Below are 20,906 nucleotides of genomic sequence, written 5' to 3' on the forward strand. Positions count from 1 at the left end.
TAAATCTAGGGCTTTCGGTCCGTTTGGTGGGTTCCCGCCACTGGCGGACCTCCGCCCCGGGGACGCGTGTCACGGCCGAGGACGGGCAGCGGGATCGTCCAGGAGGAGATCCGGGGCCCCGGGTGCGCCGAAGGGTCAGCCGAAGCGTTCGCGGAGGGCGGGGAGCAGGTCGGACTCCGCCCAGGTGCGGAAGTCCTTCTGGTGCTCGTGCCCGGACTGGCAGAGCGCGATATGGGTGAAGCCCGCGTCCGCGAACTTCTGGACGGCCTCGACGTAGTCGTCCACGTTGTCGCCGCACGGGACGGACTCGGCGACGTCCTCGGGACGGACGGTCTTCGTCGCGGCCTCGAAGTTCACCGGACCCGGGAGTTCGGCCATCACCCTCCACGCCGGCGTCGAGAACTTCCAGATGCGGTGCGCCCGCTCCTTGCACTCGTCGTAGTCGGCGCCGTAGGAGACGGGGATCTGCCCGTAGACGGGTTTGCCCGCGCCGCCTTCGTTCCGGAACAGGTCGACGACGTCCCCGACGGGCTGGTCGGAGATCAGCAGGTCGGCGTGCCGGGCGGCCAGCCGCCCTGCACGCGGCCCGTAGGCGGCCATCCCGATCCGGACGGGCTGGTCCGGCAGGTCGTACACCTTCGCGGAGTCGACGCCGAAGTGCCGGCCCCGGTAGTTGACGTAGTCGCCGCCGAGCAGCGCCCGGATGATCTCGACGGCCTCCTCGAACATCTCGTGCCGGACGTCCACCGACGGCCAGCCGCGCCCGACGACGTGCTCGTTGAGGTTCTCGCCGGAGCCGAGCCCGAGCGTGAACCGCCCGTCCGACAGGACGCCGACCGTGGCGGCCTTCTGCGCCACCACGGCCGGGTGGTAGCGCATGATCGGGCAGGTCACCTGCGTCATCAGCGGGATGCGGTGGGTGGCCTGGGCGAGGGCGCCCAGGACCGACCAGGCGTAGGCCGAGTGGCCCTGGCTCTCCAGCCACGGGAAGTAGTGGTCGGAGATGGCCGCGTAGCCGAAGCCGGCCTCCTCGGCCTCCACCAGGTCGGTGACGAGTTGCCTGGGCGGTGTCTGCTCGCAGAGCAGCGTGTATCCGAATTCCATGTCGACTCGCATACCCGTCCGGACGTCCCGAATCGTCAAGACACGGTCAGCGTCCCCGAGGCCCGTGCGTCCCATCGCGCCAAGCCTGCCGTGGCGGCGATGCCGCCCCCTCCGGGTCAGGTTCTCCCGCTGGTCAGGGCGGGAGTGAGGCCCCTGATCCGGGGCCGCGTCATGCTTCGTGTGGACGGCCTTGACACAGCCGTTGAGCACCCGGGGCTTGGCCACGGTCAGTGACATCTGCTATACGTAGAGCTACCTCGCTGCGACCCGCGGTGAGGCAAGGGACATCCGGTATCCACCTTGAGAACCGGGCGTGACAAGGAAGAAAAGGAACCACATGAAGTCCTTCAGCTACACCGAGCTGGACCTGCTGGCCGGCGAGGTCCTGCCGGAGCGCGCCGTGCTGTCCACGCTTCTCGTTGGCGGCGGCAGCGAAAACGAGAACGCCAACCTCAACCTCAACCACGGTGGCGGCGGCCACGACGGCGGCACCACCGCCGTCGTCCCGCAGTGCCAGAGCAACATCAACCACTCGCAGGGCGGCCTCATCGGCGCGCTGGGCCTCAGCTCGGAGAACCCCAGCACCTCGTTCACCTGCGCCGGCAGCACGGTGGTCTCGGGTCACTGATCCGACCGAGCATGACCGCGGGCTCAGGCCCGCTAGGGAAGGGCTGGCGTTCTCCCGCCAGCCCTTCCCCCTTTCTCCCGACGAAGCGAAGGCGAAACGATGACCCCTGCACACACCCGAACGCTCTCCCACTCGGATCTGGATCGGCTCGCTCCCGAAATCCTGCCGGAGCGGCTGCTGCTGTCCACCTTTCTGCCGCACGGCGGGGGCGGCTCCGGCAGCACCACGGTCGTCTACGCGTGCCAGGCGACCTACTCCCCCGGCACCACCGGCCTGCTCGGGACCGGCCTGTTCGCCCAGCCGGCCTACTCCACCCTGACCTGCGTCCCAGGCGCTGTGGTCCAGCAGCACTGATGGGCACGCCAGCCACGCCGGCCACGCAAGGCGGAGAACCCCCGGCCGCGCTCACCCTGCCGGCGCTCGCCGAAGGCGCCGAGCTCGTCGGCGAGTTCAAGAACTCCGGCTACCGGGAACCGCCGCAGCTCGTCCTCCTGCCGAACCGGCAGCTCGCCCGTCTGCCACCCCTGCTGTTCCTCGTCGCCAAGGCCCTCCACGAGCACCGTCACCTCGCGGACGAGGACGTCGGCCGGGCCCTCGACCGGGTGGCCGAGGCCGTCAGCGAGGAGGCGGGCGCGCGGCTCACCGCCGAGCAGATCGTCTACCTCGTCGACCGCAAGCTCGCCCCGCTCGGCGTCACCACCTACAGCGACGGCTCGCCGCCCTCCGTGGTCAAGGCCGACCCGTTCCTGGCGCTGCGGTTCAAGGTCGCGGTGTTCCCCGAATCGTTCACCTGGTTCGTCGCCGGCCTGTTCGCCTGGCTGCTGCGGCCGGTGGTGATGGCGGCCATGATCATCGCCTTCGCGGCCGGCGAGGCCTGGCTGCTCACCACCCGGTCCATGGTCGACGCGATCTCGCTCACGATCTTCAACCCGGTCAGCATCCTGCTGGTCCTGGGCCTCGGGATCGCATCGTGCGCGTTCCACGAGGTCGGGCACGCTGCGGCCTGCCGGTACGGCGGCGTCCGGCCGGGCGTCATGGGCTGCGGGATCTACCTGGTGTGGCCGGCGTTCTACACCGACATCACCGAGTCGTACCGGCTGGGGCGCGGCGGACGGCTCCGCACCGATCTGGCCGGGGTGTACTTCAACGCCATCTTCATCGTCGGGCTGACGCTGCTGTACCTGCAGACGGGGTTCGGGCCGCTGCTCGTCACCGTCCTGTACGTCAATCTCCAGATGATCCAGCAGCTGCTGCCGACGCTGCGGTTCGACGGGTACTACATCATGTCGGACCTGATCGGCATCCCCGACCTGTTCAAGTACATCGGGCCGATCCTGCGCCGGGCGCTGCTGCGGCGTCCGGCGGACGCGCGGCTTCGGGACCTCAAGCGCTGGCCGCAGGTCTTCGTGACGCTCTGGGTACTGACCGTCATACCGCTGCTGGTGTTCCAGATCGGGCTCATCATCAGCCAGGTTCCCGACCTGGTGGCGAAAGACTGGTGGATGATCCGCCAGCTCGGCCATGACGCCGCGAACGGGGCCGGGCCGCTCGTACTGATCACGTCCGGGTTGCAGATCATCCTGCTCGTGCTGCCGCTGGCCGGCGTCGCGCTGATCCTGTACGGGGTGGGACGCGCGCTGCTCCGGTGGGCCATCCGGTACGTGAACGGCCCCGCCCCCGATCCGATGGCGCACGGCTGAGTTCGCCGAGCGCGCGCCGGGTGCCCGCCGCGGGCCCCGGCGCTCGCCGCAGCGACCACTCGAAATGCATTTTATACGCTTTCTCAATGACGCTTTGGACGGGCATGCGGCGGGAACCTACTCGGAGTAAGTAGCGAAATTCACCTCTTGTCCCGACGTCGGCCCGGCGTTCACGACAATGCCGGGATCGCACATCAGCCGCACAACGGCGCTCCCCCCTTTTCGAAGACCGGCCCCACCCCGGCCGGCGTTTCCGGAAGGCCCCCGCATTGTTCCGCCGCACCACCCTCGCCGCATGGCCGGCGGCCTTCGCCCTGCTCGTCCCGCTCCTCCCGTCCGCTCTCGTGGAACGCTCCATCGCGGTGGCGGGCACCGGAGCCGAGGTCGTCGCCGAAACGGCCGTCGCGTCCCGCACACTGGACCTGACCATCGACTCACCCGCCATGGACCGCCGCGAGAAGGTCCGGCTCCTCCTGCCGCGCGGCTGGTCGAGGAACGCCCGCCGCACCTGGCCCACCCTGTGGCTGCTGCACGGCGGCGTCGACGGCTACCGGGCCTGGACGCGCGACACCGACGTCGCGCGTCTCACCGCCCGCACCGGCGTCATCGTCGTCATGCCGAACGGCGGACGCTGCGGCAATTACTCCGACTGGTGGAACTACGGGAACGGCGGCTCACCGCAATGGGAGACGTTCCACATGACCGAACTCCGGCGGATTCTCGAACGCGACTACCATGCCGGAAAGCGGCGTGTCATCGCCGGGAATTCCATGGGCGGTCTCGGCGCCATGCTGTACGCGGCCCGCTTCCCCGGCATGTTCAAGGCGGCGGCGGCATTCAGCGGATACCTGCACACGCTCCACGGCCACGAGCCGGGGAAGAACTCGACCGGCTGGGGGCCCGCGCTGGCATGCCCCGGCACCGACTGGCGGCGCGTCTGGGGCGACCCCGACGACCAGGCCGCGATCTGGCGCGCGCACAACCCCGTCGATCTCGCGGGGCGGCTGCGCGGCGTCCGGCTGTGGGTGGCCAGCGGCAACGGCAGGGCCGGGTCGCTCGGCGGGCTGCCGTTCACCGACCCGGTCGAGGCGGCCGCGAGCGAACACGCGCACGCGTTCGTCGGCCGGCTCCGGCACCTCGGCATCCCCGTCACCGCCCGCTTCTTCGACGGGCAGCACGACTGGCCGTACTGGGAGCGCGACCTGCACGAGGCGTACCCGATGCTGATGGACGCCCTCGGGCTCAGGTAGGCGGCGACGCTCCGGGTTGCGGCCGCGAGGCTCAGGTAGGCGGCGCGGGGCCAAGCGGGCGGCGCGGGGTCAGATGTGCCGCACCGGTTCGATGGCGTCCTCGGGATTGTCGGGCGGGCCGTGCCATTCGAGGAGCAGGACGGTGGCGTCGTCGTCCAGCCGCCCCGCGTGATGCTCCAGGATGTCGTGGATGAGCCGCCGCAGCGTCTCGGGAACGGGCAGGCCGTTGGCCTCCTGCTTGATGATGAAGTCGACGAAGCGGCGGAGCCCGAACTCCTGCTTGTCCGGGTTGCGGGCCTCCACGATGCCGTCGGTGTAGAACAGGACCCGGTCGCCCGGTTCGAGCTGCATGCCGCACAGCTCGGGGGCGATGCCGAGATCGATGCCGAGCGGGACGCCCGGCCGGCACTCCAGGCTGGTCACCCAGCGCCCCCGCCGGAGGACGACCGGCGCGGGATGCCCGAACAGGGCCCACGACAGGATCCCGGTCCGGATGTCGAGCTCCGCCAGCACGGCCGTCACGAACCGCCCGCCGTCCTGTTCGACCAGCACGTCCTCGATCGCCTGCCCCGTCTCGACGAGGCCCGCGCCCTGGAGCCGGGTGTTGCGGCAGGCGGCGACGGCCAGGTTGGACGTCAGCCCCGCCGCCGTGTCGTGCCCCATGGCGTCGAAGACGGCGAGGAAGGCGGTGTCGGCCGCCAGCGCGTAGTCGAAGGCGTCGCCGCCCAGCTTGTAGGCCGGTTCCAGGGCCGCGCCGACCACCACCTGGTCGTTGGCGAACGTCATCGGCGGCATCAGCCGCCACTGCATCTCCGCCGACACCGTCATGGGCCGGGTCCGCACCAGCCGGGAGTAGGAGTCGCTGTACGGCCCCTTGCTGACGATGATCAGCGCGACCAGCCCGGCCAGGTACTCGGCGTCGTCCATGGCCCGCTCGTCGTCCCGCCGGACGGTGACCCGGATCACCCCGATCCGCTCGGCGCCGTCGAGGATCGGCACCCATCGCCGACAGGTCCCGTCGTCGAACACCTGGCCCGTGACCGGTTCCACGGTCTGGAACGCCCGCCCGGCCAGCGTGCCCTCGATCTTGTACTCCGCGACCTCGTGACCGGGGTCCCGCGCGGCGTCGTGCCCACGCCCGGTCAGGAGCCTCAGGACCGTCTGCTGCAGGTCGGCGACGTAGATCACCACGTCGCGCAGGCCCGTGTCGGCGGCGTGCCGGGTGACCGCGTCGGGGAGCTGCTCCATGGACATCAAGTGGCTGGCCGCCACCAGCTCTCTCAGCATCGACTCGCCGCCCTGCACCGTCCGCTCTCCATCGGGACCCGTCTCACACCCTGGAAGGTCTCACACCCCTGGAAGATCGCCTACCCACCTCGGACCACGCTATGTGAACCCCGAGGTCAAGTGCGCGCCGGGGACGGGCCACCGGGCAGCATCGCGACGATCTCGGGTTTCAGCAGTTCGCGGACGCTTTCGTAGGAGCCGCCGAAGTTCAGGTTGCCGCAGCCGTCACTGCCGCCGGCGAGGAACGCGATCCGGAACTCGGCGGGGGTGAAGAACGCGCTCAGGTAGGGCGGGTCGGTGTCCCGGCCAGGGGCGGTGGGCGCCTTCTTGGGCAGGAAGTCGGCGACCTCGAACCGTCCGTCCGGGCTGCAGTCCGCCCAGAGGCGCCCGCCTTCGTCCCGGCGCTGCTCGACGTGCGACTGGAGCCGCCGCACGCCCGCGGCCGTCAGCGTGCCGGGACGGAACACGTCGGCGGCGGTGAGCCTGCGGCCGGTGCGCAGGTCGACGGTGACGACCTCGCCGCCCGGCGACCCGTCCGCCTGCTGGCACCAGTCGGAGATCTGGAAGTAGCGGACGGACACCAGGCGAGGGCCGCGCACCCCCAGCGTCGTCTGGGTGCCGATCTTCACGGGCCTGCCCCGGCAGGGCAGCTCGCCGGCGCCTCCCCTCGCCATCGCGATGAGCCGGTCCAGCGGGCCGCGCAGCTCGGTGTTGATCCGGCGCTCCAGGGCCGGGTCGTTCAGGCCGCTGACCTTCGCGTACCGCGCGTTCTGGATCTGGATCGTCGGCCGGCCGGTGAGCGTCCGGGCGTCGGCGGCCAGGGTCACGGCCGCGACGGGACGGGGCGGCGGCTCCGTGCTGTCCTTCACCGCGTAGACCGTGCCGCCCGCGGTCGCGGCCACCACGGCGGCGCCGGCGGCGGCCATCGTGCCCTTGCCGGCCGCCGTGGCGAGGAAGCCCTTGCTCACGGCCGCCCCCGCGGTGCCGGCCGACGCGCCGCCGCCCGTCCCCGCCGCGCCCGTCGCGCCCGCGGTGGCCGCGGTGCCCGCGGTGGCGGACGCGGCCGGGGCGACCGTGAGCGCGCCGAGCGGGAACAGCGCGGCCAGGGCGACCGCGGCGGCGGCCAGCGCGCGGACGCCGCGCTGCTCCCAGTCGGGCCCATAAGCGGCGGCAGCGGCGGACTCCAGCTCGGTCACGAACGCCGCCGCGCCGGCGGGCCGCTCCGCCGGGTCCTTCGCCATCCCCCGCAGGACGAGGGGGCGCAGCGGCTCGGGCACGTCGTCCGCGTCGACCGGCGCCGTGAGGTGCTGGTTCATCAGCGCGGCCCGCTCCGCCGCGGCGAACGGCCGCCGCCCGGTCACGCATTCGACGAACACGCAGGTCGCTGCGTACACGTCGGTGGCGGGGCCGGTCGGCTCGCCGCGCCACTGCTCCGGCGCCATGTAGACGGGCGTGCCGGCGAACGAGCCGCGTCCGGCCAGGACGGCGACGCCGAAGTCGACGAGCTTGCTGAGCCCGTCGGCCTGCACCATGACGTTCGCGGGCTTGTAGTCGCGGTGGACGACGCCGACGGCGTGGGCCGCCGCGAGCCCGAGCAGCGAGCCCTTCAGGACGAGCAGCGCCGCCTCCGGTGCGAGGGTCCCGTGTTCGCGCAGCACCTCCTTCAGCGACGCCCCGTTGATCGCCTCCATGACGATCGCGGCGCCGTGCTCGCTCTCCACGAACCGGTAGAGGCGCGCCACGTACGGGCTGGTCAGCCGGCCGAGCATCTGCGCCTCGGCCCGCAGCCCGGCGACGGCCTCGGCGTCGTCACCGGCGAGGTACTTGATCGCGACCGGTGTGCCGGACGTGGTGTGGCGGGCCAGGACGACCCGTCCCTGTGCGCCGCGACCGAGTTCGCGGTCCTCGGTGAACTCCGTCAGCCGCCAGTTCATCCCGTCCTCCGCGTTTCGTCGATCATGCTTCACAGGACGGTGACGCCGCCGTGTGCGGAAAGGTTCGCGGAAAGTCCGGCCGGTCGTCACCCCCCTGGCCGGGGGAGGTGGTGAGATGGGACACACCGGACACGGCGGGCGGGCGAGCCCGGGAACGTTCGAAGGCACAGGTCACGGGCCTGGCCTATCGTTTTCTGACAAACCAGGCCAGAAAGGTATGGCCTGAATTGCCGGAAGGATTGTGCTAAACCCATCTGGGGTTCGCCGGACTGGAAGGATCTTCATGGGCGCAGCGGAGGCTCTCGGCCGGGTGATCGATACGAGGCGCTATCCGCTCACGGAGCCGGACGGCGCCGGATGGGACTCCGCCGTTTCCCGCACCCGTGCCGCGCTGGCGGAATCCGGGTGCTGTGCACTGCCCGACTTCATTCGCCCGTCATTGCAGGAGGCGCTGAGCGCGGAATGCGCGACGATCGCGCCGCGCGCCCATTACGACGTCGAAACGGTGAACGCCTACAACATCGACGTCGGCTCCCCATTGCCGGACGACCATCCGGGGCGCATCACGATCGAGCGGGGCAACGCGTTCGTCGCCCGAGACCACATCCCCGCCGACTTCATCATCCACCGGCTCTATTCGAACGAACTCTTCCAGCGGTTCGTGGCGGCCTGCTTCGGGCTGCCGCGCGTCCACGAACTCGCCGACCCGCTGTCGGGGCTCTGCCTCAACGTCGTCAACCCCGGGATGGAGCATCCCTGGCATTTCGACACCAACGAGTTCACCGTCAGCCTGCTGACCCGGCAATCGGAGGACGGGGGCGTCTTCGAGTACTGCCCGAACATCCGCTCGGCGGAGGCGGAGAACTTCGGCGACGTCCGCCGGGTGCTGACCGGGCGCGGCGGGGACCTCGTCCGGCGGCTGACGCTGCGCCCCGGCGACCTGCAGCTCTTCAAGGGGCGGTACTCGCTGCACCGGGTGAGCACCGTCGACGGGAACACGGCGCGGCACACGGCGATCTTCGCCTACAGCGAGCGCCCGGGGGTCATCGGCAGCGTCGCGCGCACGAAGCAGCTCTTCGGCCGCGTCCTGCCCGAGCACCTGGCGGCGGAGGGACGCGCCGTCCGGGTCGACCGGCTGCTGGACTGAACCTTTCATCCGGCCCGTCCCCAAGGCCGTCACCGTGCAGGCCACCGAGGATGAAAGTGTTCACTAGGAGGCTATCCGTGCGCGTCGACACGACGGGCAAGATCTCGCTCGACCACATCTACACGCGACCCGACCCCCGCGCCTACTTCAGCACACTCCGCGAACTCGACTACAACATCCCGGAACTGGCCAAACCGCACTTCCGCCGGATCGTCGCCGAATACCGGGAGGCGCGCCGGGTGCCGTCCCCGACCGTTCTCGACATCGGCTGCTCCTACGGCATCAACGCGGCCCTGGTGAAATACGGCGCCACCATGGACGAGCTGTACGATCGCTACAGCGGCCACGACGCCCACCGGTACACGCGCGCAACGCTGCTGTCCCGCGACCGGGAGCTGATCCGTTCCGGTGGACACGACGTTTCAGGGGAACACGACGGTTACGGTGAACATGGCGATCGCCTGCGGTTCCTCGGCCTGGACGCCTCGGAACAGGCCCTTTCCTACGCACTCGAAGCCGGATTCCTGGACGGCGCCGTCCACGCCGATCTGGAGAACGGCGAGCCGACCGACGAGCAGCGCGCACAACTCGCCCACACGGACCTGGTCATCTCGACGGGCTGCCTCGGATACGTCACCGAGCGCACCATTTCCCGGGTCGTCGACGCGCAGGAAGAGCGCAGGCCGTGGATGGCGCATTTCGTTCTGCGAATGTTCCCGTTCGACCCGATCGCCGAGACGCTCGCCGGCGCCGGGTACGAGACCGTCCGCCGCGACGGCCTGTTCAAGCAGCGGCGGTTCGCGACACCCGAGGAGCAGTCGCTCGTCCTGGACCGCCTCGCGGGCGCCGGCGTCGACCCGAGCGGCCTGGAGACCGACGGCTGGTTCTACGCGCAGCTCTACATTTCCAAGCCCCGCGACCGAACACGAGGATCGAATTGAACGCCAGCGAAGAACTCTCGACCCGCACCTTCGGCAACGAGGAGCGTCTGCCGCGGGTGCCGTTGCCGACGCTCGACGCGACCTGCGAACGGTTCATGGAGTGGTGCGGGCCGCTGCTGACCGATGAGCAGCGGGCGCGGACCGAGTCCGCGGTGGCCGAGTTCACCCGCCCGGACGGCCCGGGCCGCGCGCTGCACGCGGCACTCGAACGCTACGACGCGGCCGAGGGCGTGCACAGCTGGCTCGACACCTTCTGGCCGTACCGCTACCTCGGGCGGCGTGACCGGATCGCGTTGAACGCGAATTTCTTCTTCCTCTTCAAGGACTCGGACGAGGGGCAGGTGGAACGCGCGGCCGGGCTCATCGCCGGTGCGCTGGACTACAAGCAGCGGCTCGACGACGAGGCCGTCCCGCCCATCGTGCAGCGCGGGCGGCCGCTGACGATGGAGCAGAACAAGTTCCTGTTCTCCACGACGCGCATCCCCGGCACCGAGCAGGACACCGTCCGCGCCCCCTACACGGAGGAGTCGCCCGGGCCGTCGCAGGCCCGCCACATCGTGGTGTTCTTCCGCGGCAACATGATCCGGATGGACGTGCTCGGCCCGGACGGACGTCCCCACACGCTGGACGAGCTGATGGCGGGGCTGCGCACGATCATGAAGGCCGAGGCGGCGCCGGAGCCGTCCACCGGCCACCTCACCACCAAGGCCCGCGCCGAGTGGGCCGCGAGCCGCCGGGCCCTCCTCGCCCTCGACCCCGGCAACGCGAAGGCGCTCGACGACGTGGAGACGGCGCTGTTCTGCGTCTCTCTGGAGAACTTCACCCCGAAGAACACCCTCGACGCCTGCGACCATCTGCTTCACGGCGACAGCGCCAACCGCTGGTTCGACAAGGCCGTGTCGTTCATCGTCTTCGGCGACGGCACCGCGGGCATCAACGTCGAACACTGCGGCCTGGACGGCACGACGATCCTCAGCTTCGTCGACGCGGTGCTGAACACCTCCCCCGAGAAGCTCTCCCAGCGGTCGGGCGCCGTGTCGCAGGGCCTCCCGATCGTCGAGTCGGTCGAGTTCGTCCTCGACGACGACCTGCGGCGCGACATCCGGGACGCCGCGTCGTCGTTCGCCGCGTACGGCGCCGCGACGGCCACCGCCACCGTGTCGTTCGACGACTTCGGCACCGATGCGATCAAGCGGCTGAGAATGTCGCCGGACGCGTTCGTCCAGATGGCCTACCAGCTCGCCCACAGGCGCGCGAAGGGCCTCACCGGCGCCACGTACGAGTCGATCGCGACCCGCCAGTACCGGCACGGGCGCACGGAGGCGATGCGCGTCGTCACCCCGGAGGTGCTGCGCTTCGTGGAGATCATGGACGATCCCACCGCCGGCATCGTGGCCCGCCGGGACGCGTTCCGCGCCGCCGCCGACGCCCACGTCCGGCGCGCCAAGGAGTGCCAGTCCGGGCAGGCCCCCGAGCAGCACCTCTGGGAGCTCCAGTTGATCCAGAAGCGGCGCGGTGCCGAGCTGGGCGTCACCGGGCCGCTCCCCCTGTTCGAGTCGCCCGGCTGGCTGACGATGCGGGACGACTACCTGAGCACCAGCTCGGCGCCGTCGGTCAACATTCGGTACTTCGGTTTCGGGTCGACCAGCGAGCAGTGCGTCGGCGTCGCGTACGTGCTGCTCCCCGGCCGCTTCAACGTCTACCTCAGCACCCCCCGCCCGGTGGCGGACAAGATGCAGGCGTTCGCGGACCGGCTCCGCGACGCCGTCCACGAACTGCGGGAGCTGCTCGCCTGACCGGCGGCGGGGTCACCGGCCGGGCCTCGCCGGCCGGTGGACCCGCCCGACCGGGTACAGCCAGCGCCGGAGCAGCCGGCTGAGCGCGGGCATGACGAACACCGTGAGCAGCGGAACCACCAGGAGCGGGAACACCATCGCCTGCACCGGCACCGGCCACGCCTTCGTCAGCGGGGTGACGAACGCGTTCAGCAGCAGGCTGAGCGGGTAGACCGCGCAGAACGTCACGATGATCATCTTCATCTTGGACGGCGCCGGAACCGACTCCCCCGGCAGGTTGAACCACGTCTCCATTCCGGTGGTGTCGCGCTGGTGCTCCTCGGCGATCCCGCGGACCCGCTCGATCCAGGCCGCGCGGTCGCCGGACCGCAGCCACCGGTCGAGCCGTTCCCGGTCGGAGAAGTTGACGACGGTGTAGTACCGGGTCCGTGACCCCTCGGCGCGCAGCCACGTCGCGCCCCGGTGCCCGGAGTACCGGACCGCGGCACGGTGGAAACCCTCCGCCCACTCCTCGAAGTCGCGCTCCCGCCCGGGTTTCACGTCCCACGTGACCACGATCGTGACGGGATCGGCCTCCCCCTCGTCCATGCCCCGGAACCTCACCGCTCGCGCCCCGTCCATGCGTCGCCGCCGGCATCAGGTCGCCGCCAGCGCCTCGGTGGGACTGAGGCGGGACGCCCGGACCGCCGGGTAGAGACCGGCCACCGCGCCGATGACCAGGGTCGCGGCCACTCCGCCCGCCACCGCCCACGCCGGGACGACGACCGGCCAGCCCTGGTAGAGGGCGTAGACGCCGGTGACGATCGCCCCGATGAACGCGCCGCCGGCGCCGCCGAGCGCCGACAGCAGCAGCGACTCGGCGAGGAACTGCGTGCGGATCTGGCCGCGGGTCGCGCCGAGGGACCGGCGCAGGCCGATCTCCGAGCGGCGCTCCAGCACCGAGATGACCATCGTGTTGGCCACCCCGACTCCGCCGACGAGCAGCGCGACCGCGCCGAGTCCGAGCAGCAGTCCGGTGAACGCCTCACCGGCGGCCTTCTTCGCCGCCAGCGCGTCCGACGGGCGCGACACCTCCACCTCGTTCGGCGCCTGCGGGTTCGCGGTCGCGCCCAGCACGTCCCTGACGTCCTCGACGCTCGCCTCCTGCGAACGCGTGTAGATCGTCGTCGGGTGCCCGTCGAAGCCCAGCCGGTCCTGCGCGGCCGGCCAGCCGACCAGCGCGGCGGCGTCCAGTTCGGGCGCAAGCGGCGCCGGTTCGAGGATGCCGATGACGGTGAACCACCGGCCGCCGATGAGAACCTGCACGTCCGGGGCGGCGTGACCGATGCCGAGCCGGTCCGCGGCGGTATCCCCGAGCACCGTCGTGGGGAAGCCGCCGGTCGCGGCGTTCAGCCAGACACCGCTGCGGAGCCCGGCCCCCGTGGCGTCCCGCAGGTCGGTGCGGGCGGCGTAGGCGGCGATCCCCTTCGTCTCGGTCTCGGGCACCTTGTTCGTCCGGTACACCTTCGCCTCGTCCAGCAGGCCGATCGCCGACACCTCCCGCACCGGGGCGATCCGCGCCACCATCGCCTCCGATTCGAGGGGAAGCTGCGCCTCCTCACCGGTCAGCGTGCTGCCGGGCGACACCGTCAGCAGGTTCGTGCCCAGCGCGGCGAGCGCCCGGTCGAGGTCGGCGCGGGAGGACGAGGACACGCCGACGACCGCGACCATCGCCGCGATCCCGATCGCGATGCCGAGCGCCGACAGGAACGCCCGCATCGGACGGGTGCGCAGCCCGACCGCGCCGACCCCGACCACGTCCCCCGGCCACATCCGCGCGGGCCGCGGCGCCGGGGCCGTCATCGTGCCGCCCTTGCGGTGGACGTCTCCGTGAGCGCGGGGCCGGTCGCGGAGTCTTCCACCACGAGGCCGTCGCGCATCCGGACCCGGCGGGGCAGCCCGGCCGCGATCTCCCGGTCATGCGTGATGACCACGACGGTGGTCCCGGCGGCGTGCAGCTCGCGCAGCAGCGCCATCACCCCGTCCCCCGACGCCGAGTCGAGAGCGCCGGTCGGCTCGTCCGCCAGCAGCAGCGCCGGCTCGCCGGCCACCGCCCGCGCGATCGCGACGCGCTGCCGCTCGCCTCCGGACAGCTCGTGCGGCAGATGGTCCAGCCGGTGGCCGAGGCCGACCCGCTCCAGCGCCGCCGCGGCCCGCCGGCGCCGCACCGCCGGACGCAGCCCCGAGTACAGGAGGCCGTCCGCGACGTCGTCGAGCGCCCGAGTGCCCGCGGCCAGATGGAAGTGCTGGAAGACGAAGCCGATGCGGCTCGCCCGCAGCGCCGACAGCCGGTTGTCGGCCAGCCGCCCCACGTCGTGCCCGTCGATGTGGACGGTGCCCGAGGTCGGGCGGTCCAGCGTGCCGAGGACGTTGAGCATGGTCGACTTGCCGGACCCGGACGGGCCGGCGATCGCGACCAGTTCCCCCGCGCCGATGTGCAGCGACACGCCGCCGAGGGCGCGGACGCCGCCGGGATACAGCTTCGTCACGTCCCGCAGTGTGATCATTTCGGTACCCCCACGACCGTGCCCTCGGCGATCCCCGGCCCGGAGACCTCCACTCTCCCGTCCGCGAACAGGCCGGTCTCGACGGGGACGTACGACGAGGCGGCGCCCTCGACGACCTCCACGCCGAAGCCGCCCTCCCGCAGCGCCACCAGCGCGGAGACCGGCACCGTCAGGACGTTCTCGCGCTTCCCGGCGGTGAACGCGACGTCGACCGAGGCCAGCGCGTACTCGGCGGCGGCCTTCTTCGCCTCGCCGGAGTCGAGCCAGACGGTCACCTCCACCTTCGTCGACGGGTCCTGTCCCTGCTCCCCCGGCTCGATCACCGTCGTGACCTGGTCGATCTTCGCCGTGACGGTCGTGTTCTCCGGCAGGGTCACCTCGACCTCGGCGCCCTCCTCGGCCATCCGCTGGTCGGCGGTGTCCAGCTCCACCGTCACGGCCTTGGCGGTGCCGGTGTAGTCGAGGACCTTCTTGCCGGGCGCCGCGGGCTCGCCCGCATTCGCGTGGACGGCGTCCACCCGGACGGGCCCGGACGCGAACGCGACCCGCCCGAGTTCCACGATCCCGGTCTCGGCCACGCCGATGTCGTCCTGCCATTCCATGACGGCGGCGGCCGTGTCCGCGGTGTACTCGCCGTCCACGGTGAAGCCGCCGTAACCGAGCTTGCCGAGATTCGCCTCGAACCGCTTCACGTCGGCTCCCTCGGTGCCGATCGTCAGCGGACGGTAGGACGGCTTCGACCCGTACATCAGCACGACCGGGTCACCGTCCACCTCGTACAGCTCGCGGCCCCGGGTGATCTCGTCGCCGCTCTCGGGGAGCCTCGTCAGCGTCCCCTTCGCCTGGCTCGTCGCGGTGTGCGCCGGGCCGTAGCCGAGCCTCCCGTCCTCGGTCAGGGTGTCCTTGAGCGTCTGCCTGGCCACCTTCGTGGTGCCCGGCGGCAGGTCCCTCGCCGTCCCGCCGCCGGAGTCCCCGCCGCCGACGAGCGCCGCGGCGGTCGCGACGCCGCCGACCGCGACCAGGGCGCCGACGGCGAGGGCGACCTTCAGGCGCGGCCGGCGGCGGCGCGGCGGACGCTCGTCCCCCTTCGCCGGGGCGCGCTCCGCGGTGGTCCCACCCATCACTTCCCGCCGCCCTGCAGGCCCTTCTCGCATTCCTGCTGCGCCTTCTCGAGGTCCGGGTCGTCGCCGATCTCGTTCTTGTCGATCCGGATGCCCGGCTGGTTCGGGTCGGGGTCCGGGAACTTCTCCACCCCGTTCCGGCGCATGCACTCGGCGAACTCGCGGGCCCGCTCCTGCTGCCTCGGATCCGGCGCGCCGGTGCGGTTCGCCTGCGGGCTGTACCGCCGGCACGCCTCCATGGCCTTGTCCACGACCGCCTTGTCGCCCTGGACCTTGAGCCGGACGCCCTGGCCGGGCTTCGGGTCCTCCATGTCCACGCCGTGCTCGCGCATGCACTGGGCGAACTTCACGCCCATCTCCTCCGGGCTCAGGTTCTCGCCGTCCCCCGCCGCGCCGCCCCGCTTCGCGCCGCCCGCCGACGCCACGCCCGAGCCGTCCTCCTCGTCCGAGCCGCAGCCGGACAGTGTGAGGGCCAGGGCCAGCGGCACCACCGCAAGCATCCGCAGTCGCATCGTGTCGTCCCCTCGTCTCCACGGCCGGAGCGGTTCCGGCCGGACGGACAGCGATGCAACCCGGCCGGACGTTTCCCCCGCGTTTCCGCGCCCCGCGACCAGATCACTAACGGAAACGAAACACCGCGCCGGGCACACTTTCACCGGTCGAGGCAGGTGGAGGGAGCATCATGCGGGTGCTGGTGGTGGAGGACGAGCGGCTGCTCGCCGGCGCGATCGCCGAATGGCTGCGGGACGAGGCCCACGCCGTCGATCTCGCCCACGACGGGGCCGCCGCCCTGGAACGCGTCGGCGTCAACGACTACGACGTCGTCGTCCTGGACCGTGACCTTCCCCTCGTCCACGGCGACGACGTCTGCCGGGAGATCGCACGGGGCGTGACCACGGCGCGCGTCCTGATGCTCACCGCCGCCGCCGAGATCACCGACCGCGTCGGCGGCCTCGGGCTCGGCGCCGACGACTACCTCACCAAACCGTTCGCGTTCCCCGAGCTGGCCGCCCGCGTCCTCGCCCTCGGCCGCCGCTGCCGTCCCGCCGCGCCGCCGACGCTGCACCGCGCCGGCATCACCCTCGACCCGGCGCGCCGCGAGGTGTTCCGGGACGGACGCTACGTCCCCCTCGCGAAGAAGGAGTTCGCCGTCCTCGCCGAACTGCTCCGCGCCGACGGCGCCGTCGTCTCGTCCGAGCAGCTCCTCGAGAAGGTGTGGGACGAGCACGCCGACCCGTTCACCGGGGCGGTCCGCCTCACCGTCCTCAAGCTGCGCCGCAAGCTCGCCGACCCGCCCGTCGTCGAGACCGTCAAGGGGGCGGGGTACCGGATCCCATGAGGATGTCGCTCCGCGCCCGGCTGACCCTCACCTACGGCGTCCTGTTCTTCGTCGCGGGCCTGCTGCTCCTCGGCGTCACCTACGTCTTGTTCGGCCAGCAGCTGTCCCGCTCCAACACCAAGATCCTCGCCACCCGCACCGGCCCCGGCCCCGGCCCCGCCGAGGCGCCCGCACCCCTGGACGACGACGGCCGCGCCATGACCGAGATCCGGCGCCTCTTCGAGAAGGAGCGCGACGAACTGCACGACGCGGCCACCACCTCCCTGGTCACCCAGGGGTCGATCGCGCTCCTGGTCGTCGGCGGGGCCGCGGTGGGCTTCGGGTGGCTCATCGCGGGCCGGGTCCTCACCCCCCTGCACCGCGTCACCGACACCGCCCGCCGCATCGCCGGTTCACCCGCCGCCGACCGCGGCCTGCACGAACGCATCGCGCTCCGCGGCCCCCGCGACGAGGTCAAGGAACTCGCCGACACCTTCGACACGATGGTCGAACGCCTCGACAGATCCTTCGACGGCCAGCGCCGGTTCGTCGCCAACGCCTCCCACGAGCTGCGCACCCCCCTCACCCTGGGCCGCGCCCTGGTCGAGGTGGCGATGCACCGCGCTTCGGCGTCCCCGGACGTCCGGCAGCTCGGCGAGACCCTCCTGCAGATCAACGCCCGCCACGAACGCCTCATCACCGGCCTGCTCCTGCTCGCCCGTTCCGAGAACGAGATCACCACCCGCACCCCCGTCGACCTCGCCGACGTCGTCGCGCACGTGACGTCCCAGACCACCCCGGAGGCGAGGGACGCCGGCATCACCGTCGAGGCGGACGCGGCCGAGGCCATGACCACCGGCGACGCCCTCCTCCTCGAACGCGTCGTGCAGAACCTCCTGGAGAACGGCCTGCGCCACAACACCGAACCCGGCTGGGTGAAGGTCGCGTGCCGGACACAACACGACCGGGTCGTCCTGGAGGTGTCCAACTCCGGCCCCGTCGTCCCGCGCTACGAGATCCCCGCCCTCTTCGAACCGTTCCGCCGCCTCGACGCCGACCGCGTCGTCACCGCGAAGGGCGCGGGTCTCGGCCTGTCGATCGTCCAGTCGATCGTCCGGGCCCACGACGGCACCGTCAGCGCCGCCCCCCGCGAACCCGGCGGCCTCCACGTGACCGTCACCCTGCCGGGGTCCCCTGCACCCGCGTAGCCGCGCGCGCGGTGTGTGCACTTGTCCGCAGTCCCGCGGGAACGTCACGGGTTACGGTGAGCCCAGGTCGATCTAACCGCGGAGGTCCCGGCATGACGACCTATCTAAGCGGGGCGAGCATCGGGGGCGACTCGGTCTCGGGCAACAAGATCGTTCACATGACCGCGGCATCGCCGGAGGCCGACGATCCTCCCCGGCAACTCCCTTTGGACATCCCCGGGTTCACCGGGCGGCAGGACGTCCTCGCACAGCTCAACTCCCTCGTTGAGGCCGGTGGCTCCGCCCCGGTGATCATCGCGCTCACCGGGATGCCCGGCATCGGCAAGACGGCGCTCGCGGTCCATTGGGCGCACCTGATGTCGGAACGCTTTCCGGACGGGCAGCTCTTCATCGATCTGCGCGGCTACTCCAGGCGCGGCGCCCTGTCTCCCCGGGAAGCACTCGGCCAGGCGCTGCGGACGCTGCGGGTCCCGTCCAGCCGACTGCCCGTCGACGAGGACGAACTCGCGGCCCTCTACCGCTCGCGGCTCGCCGGCAAGCGCGTCCTGATCGTCCTGGACGACGCCGCGTCGCCGCAGCAGGTCTACCCGATGCTGCCCGGCACGTCGGCATGCGTCGTCGTCGTGACCGGACGCCGGAAACTCACCGCGCTCGTGGCGCGGTACGGCGCCCGCGCCATACCGCTCGACCTGCTGCGCGCGGCCGAGGCGCTCGACCTGGTCAGCGAGGTCGCAGGACCCGAACGCACGCGCGCCGAACCGCACGCCACCGCGGAGCTGGTCCAAATGTGCGCGAGACTCCCGCTCGCCCTCCGGGTCGCCGCCGCGAACCTCGCCACCAGCCCCCAGCGGACGGTCGCCGACACCGTCGCCGCTCTCGCGGAGGGCGACCGGCTGTCGAAGCTCGCCCTGGGCGAGGACCCGGGCGAAGCCGTCGGCGCGGCGTTCGACCTGTCGTACCGGGGCCTGGTCCCCGAGACACGGCGCGCCTTCCGGCTGCTGGGACTGGTGGAAGGGCCGAACGTCGCGCCGGAGGCGGTGGGGGCGCTGCTGGGGACGACTCCGGAGGCGGCGCGGCGGCTGCTCGACCGGCTGGAGGCCTCCGGCCTCGTCCAGGCGATCGGACGCGGCCGCTACCACCTTCACGAACTGCTCCGCGAGTACGCGCACGGACGGGCGCTCAGGGAGGACTCGCCCGTCGTCCGGACCGCCGCGATCCAGCGCCTCGCGATGTGGTACCTCGCCACCGCCCAGCAGGCGGGACGGTTTCTCGACAGGTACCGCCGGACCATCCGCCAGGAGCTGACGGCGCCGCCCGTGAATCCGGATCCCGCCGAGCGGGTCCGCCACCTCGAATGGTTCGCGTCGGAACAGCAGAACCTGACCGAACTCACCCGGCAGGTGGCCCGCCTCCACTGGGACCAGCTCACCTGGGAGCTGGCCGACGCCGTCTACGACTTCTTCGAACTGCGCCGGTACTGCCACGACAACCTCGAGGTCCACCGGCTCGGCCTGGAGGCGACCTACCGGGGCTCCAATCCGCTCGCCCGTTTCTTTATGCATCACCACATCTCGGTCATCTTCCGCGAGCTCGGCCAGACACAGGAGGCACTGCTGGAGGCCGCGGGCGCTCTCCAGCTCAGCGTCCAGGTCGAGGACCGGTACGGCGAGGCGGCCGTGCTGGACAACATGGCCAGGACCTACCTCCAGCTCAGCGACTACCGGATGGCACTCGAACTGGGCAAGCAGGCGCTCGTGATCCGCCGCGAGATCAGCGACCGGCACGCCGAGGCGACCACGCTCGACACTCTGGCCCGCGGCTACCAGGGGCTGAGCAAGTACGACAGGGCCTACCGATGCGCCGATGACGCGCTGACCATCCGGAAGGAGATCGGGGACCTCAGGGGCGAGGCCGAGACCCTCGACAACATGGCCCGGATCTACTTCGGCTGGGGACACGTCGACCACTCGCTCGACGCCGCCAGACGGGCGCTGAAGATCCGCAAAGAGATCGGGGACCGCCACGGCGAAGGCGAGACGCTCGCCTTTCTCGGTGATCTCTACAGGTGGACAGGCCGCCAGGACCAAGCCTGCGAACACATCGAACAGGCCCTCGCCATCCGCCGGAAGATCGCCGACCGGCACGGTGAGGGCCAGGCCCTGGTCTACCTCTCCACGATCCGGCGGCGGCTCGGGCGGTACGAGGACGCGCTCCAAACGGGCCTGGAGGCGCTCGACATCCTCCAGGAACTCGGTGACCGGCAGGGCGAGGCCGAGGCCCGCAACAGCCTGTGCCGTTGCTACCGGCGCATGGGCATGTTCGACGAGGCCAGGGCGGAGGCCGAGCGCTCGCTGTCCATCAGCCGTTCCACCGGCGGCCGGCACGGGGAGGCGACGGCTCTCAACGCCCTCGGCCTCATCGAGCTCAACGCCGGTCCGCTGGGGCGGGCACGGCGCGCGGCGAAGCGCTCATTGCGGCTCTGTCACCTCATCGGCGATGAGCGCGGGATCACGAGTTCCCTCGACCTGCTCAGCAAGGTGTATCTGAGAACGGGCCGCGCGGAGAAGGCGCTCAGGACCGCCGAACTGGCCTTCACCCTGGAAGAGAGCGTGGGGTACCGCTACGGCCAGACGGTCACGTTGCGGGCCCTGGCCGAGATTCTGATGGTGCTCGACCGACCCGCCGAGGCGCTGACAAAGGCCCTGCTCGCCCAGCGGGTGGCGTTGCAACTAGGAGACCGCCACGAAGAGGCCAAGACTCTCCGGCTGCTTGCGACCATCCACGACACCGCCGGACGAACGACCGAGGCACAGGCCGCGATGGCCGAGGCGACCGCCATCGCACGGGAACTCGAACAGTTGCTGTAGCGGCGGCCAATTCCAGCTCCCGACTCTCTGTTGATTCAACATTCAGAGGGTGTCCGTGG

At 71.4% G+C, this 20,906-nt stretch carries 18 protein-coding genes; 10 read left to right on the forward strand and 8 right to left on the reverse strand.

Features of this window, described 5'->3' with window-relative positions:
* Positions 1–135: 135 nt before the first annotated feature.
* A complete protein-coding gene (locus ACTWPP_RS27165) occupies positions 136–1,104 on the reverse strand; it encodes a TIGR03557 family F420-dependent LLM class oxidoreductase (RefSeq protein WP_443107201.1) in 969 nt (322 codons plus the stop codon).
* 337 nt (positions 1,105–1,441) lie between these two features.
* Here ACTWPP_RS27165 and ACTWPP_RS27170 point away from each other — a divergent pair, with 337 nt between their 5' ends.
* The 4 genes from ACTWPP_RS27170 to ACTWPP_RS27185 all read left to right on the forward strand — a co-directional run bounded on the left by ACTWPP_RS27170 (position 1,442) and on the right by ACTWPP_RS27185 (position 4,682).
* Complete coding sequence (locus ACTWPP_RS27170) at positions 1,442–1,732, forward strand: hypothetical protein (protein ID WP_443107202.1); 291 nt, start codon at positions 1,442–1,444, stop codon at positions 1,730–1,732.
* A gap of 99 nt (positions 1,733–1,831) precedes the next feature.
* Positions 1,832–2,086, forward strand: coding sequence for a hypothetical protein (locus ACTWPP_RS27175; RefSeq protein WP_443107203.1), 255 nt, complete (start codon positions 1,832–1,834; stop codon positions 2,084–2,086).
* A complete protein-coding gene (locus ACTWPP_RS27180; RefSeq protein WP_443107204.1) occupies positions 2,086–3,432 on the forward strand; it encodes a hypothetical protein in 1,347 nt (448 codons plus the stop codon). The genes ACTWPP_RS27175 and ACTWPP_RS27180 overlap by 1 nt, the downstream gene beginning before the upstream one ends.
* A 269-nt stretch (positions 3,433–3,701) precedes the next feature.
* A complete protein-coding gene (locus tag ACTWPP_RS27185; protein ID WP_443107205.1) occupies positions 3,702–4,682 on the forward strand; it encodes an alpha/beta hydrolase in 981 nt (326 codons plus the stop codon).
* Positions 4,683–4,751: 69 nt separating this feature from the next.
* On the opposite strand, the gene ACTWPP_RS27190 is transcribed toward ACTWPP_RS27185, so the two are convergent.
* Together ACTWPP_RS27190 and ACTWPP_RS27195 are read right to left on the reverse strand one after the other, a co-directional pair.
* Positions 4,752–5,987, reverse strand: a complete 1,236-nt coding sequence (locus ACTWPP_RS27190; protein WP_443107206.1) for a PP2C family protein-serine/threonine phosphatase — start codon at positions 5,985–5,987, stop codon at positions 4,752–4,754.
* Positions 5,988–6,085: 98 nt separating this feature from the next.
* Entirely contained in the window at positions 6,086–7,903 is a 1,818-nt protein-coding gene (locus tag ACTWPP_RS27195; RefSeq protein ID WP_443107207.1) for a serine/threonine-protein kinase, read from the reverse strand.
* 283 nt (positions 7,904–8,186) lie between these two features.
* Here ACTWPP_RS27195 and ACTWPP_RS27200 point away from each other — a divergent pair, with 283 nt between their 5' ends.
* From ACTWPP_RS27200 to ACTWPP_RS27210, 3 genes are all read left to right on the forward strand, one after another.
* Positions 8,187–9,050: a HalD/BesD family halogenase gene (locus ACTWPP_RS27200; RefSeq protein ID WP_443107208.1), complete on the forward strand. Its 864-nt coding sequence runs from the start codon at positions 8,187–8,189 to the stop codon at positions 9,048–9,050.
* A 77-nt stretch (positions 9,051–9,127) separates the two neighbouring features.
* Entirely contained in the window at positions 9,128–9,991 is an 864-nt protein-coding gene (locus ACTWPP_RS27205; protein ID WP_443107209.1) for a class I SAM-dependent methyltransferase, read from the forward strand.
* Positions 9,988–11,787 carry a choline/carnitine O-acyltransferase gene (locus ACTWPP_RS27210; RefSeq protein WP_443107210.1) on the forward strand — a complete coding sequence of 600 codons (1,800 nt, stop codon included), beginning with the start codon at positions 9,988–9,990 and terminating at the stop codon, positions 11,785–11,787. Before ACTWPP_RS27205 ends, ACTWPP_RS27210 begins: the two co-directional genes overlap by 4 nt.
* Before the next feature lie 12 nt (positions 11,788–11,799).
* Here ACTWPP_RS27210 and ACTWPP_RS27215 read toward each other — a convergent pair whose 3' ends face one another.
* Genes ACTWPP_RS27215 through ACTWPP_RS27235 form a run of 5 tightly spaced genes read right to left on the reverse strand, consistent with a single transcriptional unit; the run spans position 11,800 to position 15,966 of the window.
* The gene (locus tag ACTWPP_RS27215) at positions 11,800–12,375 is read right to left on the reverse strand and encodes an antibiotic biosynthesis monooxygenase (protein ID WP_443107211.1); all 576 of its coding nucleotides are present in this window, start codon (positions 12,373–12,375) and stop codon (positions 11,800–11,802) included.
* A gap of 48 nt (positions 12,376–12,423) precedes the next feature.
* Complete coding sequence (locus tag ACTWPP_RS27220) at positions 12,424–13,629, reverse strand: ABC transporter permease (RefSeq protein WP_443107212.1); 1,206 nt, start codon at positions 13,627–13,629, stop codon at positions 12,424–12,426.
* On the reverse strand, positions 13,626–14,333 hold the full coding sequence (locus tag ACTWPP_RS27225) for an ABC transporter ATP-binding protein (protein WP_443107213.1): 708 nt from the start codon (positions 14,331–14,333) through the stop codon (positions 13,626–13,628). Before ACTWPP_RS27225 ends, ACTWPP_RS27220 begins: the two co-directional genes overlap by 4 nt.
* Complete coding sequence (locus tag ACTWPP_RS27230) at positions 14,330–15,454, reverse strand: peptidoglycan-binding domain-containing protein (RefSeq protein WP_443107214.1); 1,125 nt, start codon at positions 15,452–15,454, stop codon at positions 14,330–14,332. The genes ACTWPP_RS27225 and ACTWPP_RS27230 overlap by 4 nt, the downstream gene beginning before the upstream one ends.
* Positions 15,454–15,966 carry a hypothetical protein gene (locus ACTWPP_RS27235; RefSeq protein ID WP_443107215.1) on the reverse strand — a complete coding sequence of 171 codons (513 nt, stop codon included), beginning with the start codon at positions 15,964–15,966 and terminating at the stop codon, positions 15,454–15,456. Before ACTWPP_RS27235 ends, ACTWPP_RS27230 begins: the two co-directional genes overlap by 1 nt.
* A gap of 170 nt (positions 15,967–16,136) precedes the next feature.
* On the opposite strand from ACTWPP_RS27235, the gene ACTWPP_RS27240 reads away from it, so the two are divergent.
* The 3 genes from ACTWPP_RS27240 (at position 16,137) to ACTWPP_RS27250 (ending at position 20,847) form a co-directional block, all read left to right on the forward strand.
* A complete protein-coding gene (locus tag ACTWPP_RS27240) occupies positions 16,137–16,793 on the forward strand; it encodes a response regulator transcription factor (protein ID WP_443107216.1) in 657 nt (218 codons plus the stop codon).
* A complete protein-coding gene (locus ACTWPP_RS27245) occupies positions 16,790–17,980 on the forward strand; it encodes a sensor histidine kinase (RefSeq protein WP_443107217.1) in 1,191 nt (396 codons plus the stop codon). Before ACTWPP_RS27240 ends, ACTWPP_RS27245 begins: the two co-directional genes overlap by 4 nt.
* A gap of 92 nt (positions 17,981–18,072) precedes the next feature.
* A complete protein-coding gene (locus tag ACTWPP_RS27250) occupies positions 18,073–20,847 on the forward strand; it encodes an ATP-binding protein (RefSeq protein WP_443107218.1) in 2,775 nt (924 codons plus the stop codon).
* Positions 20,848–20,906: the final 59 nt, after the last annotated feature.

This window comes from Actinomadura sp. 3N407 (assembly GCF_052245875.1).
In the GTDB taxonomy this organism is placed as follows: Bacteria; Actinomycetota; Actinomycetes; order Streptosporangiales; family Streptosporangiaceae; genus Spirillospora.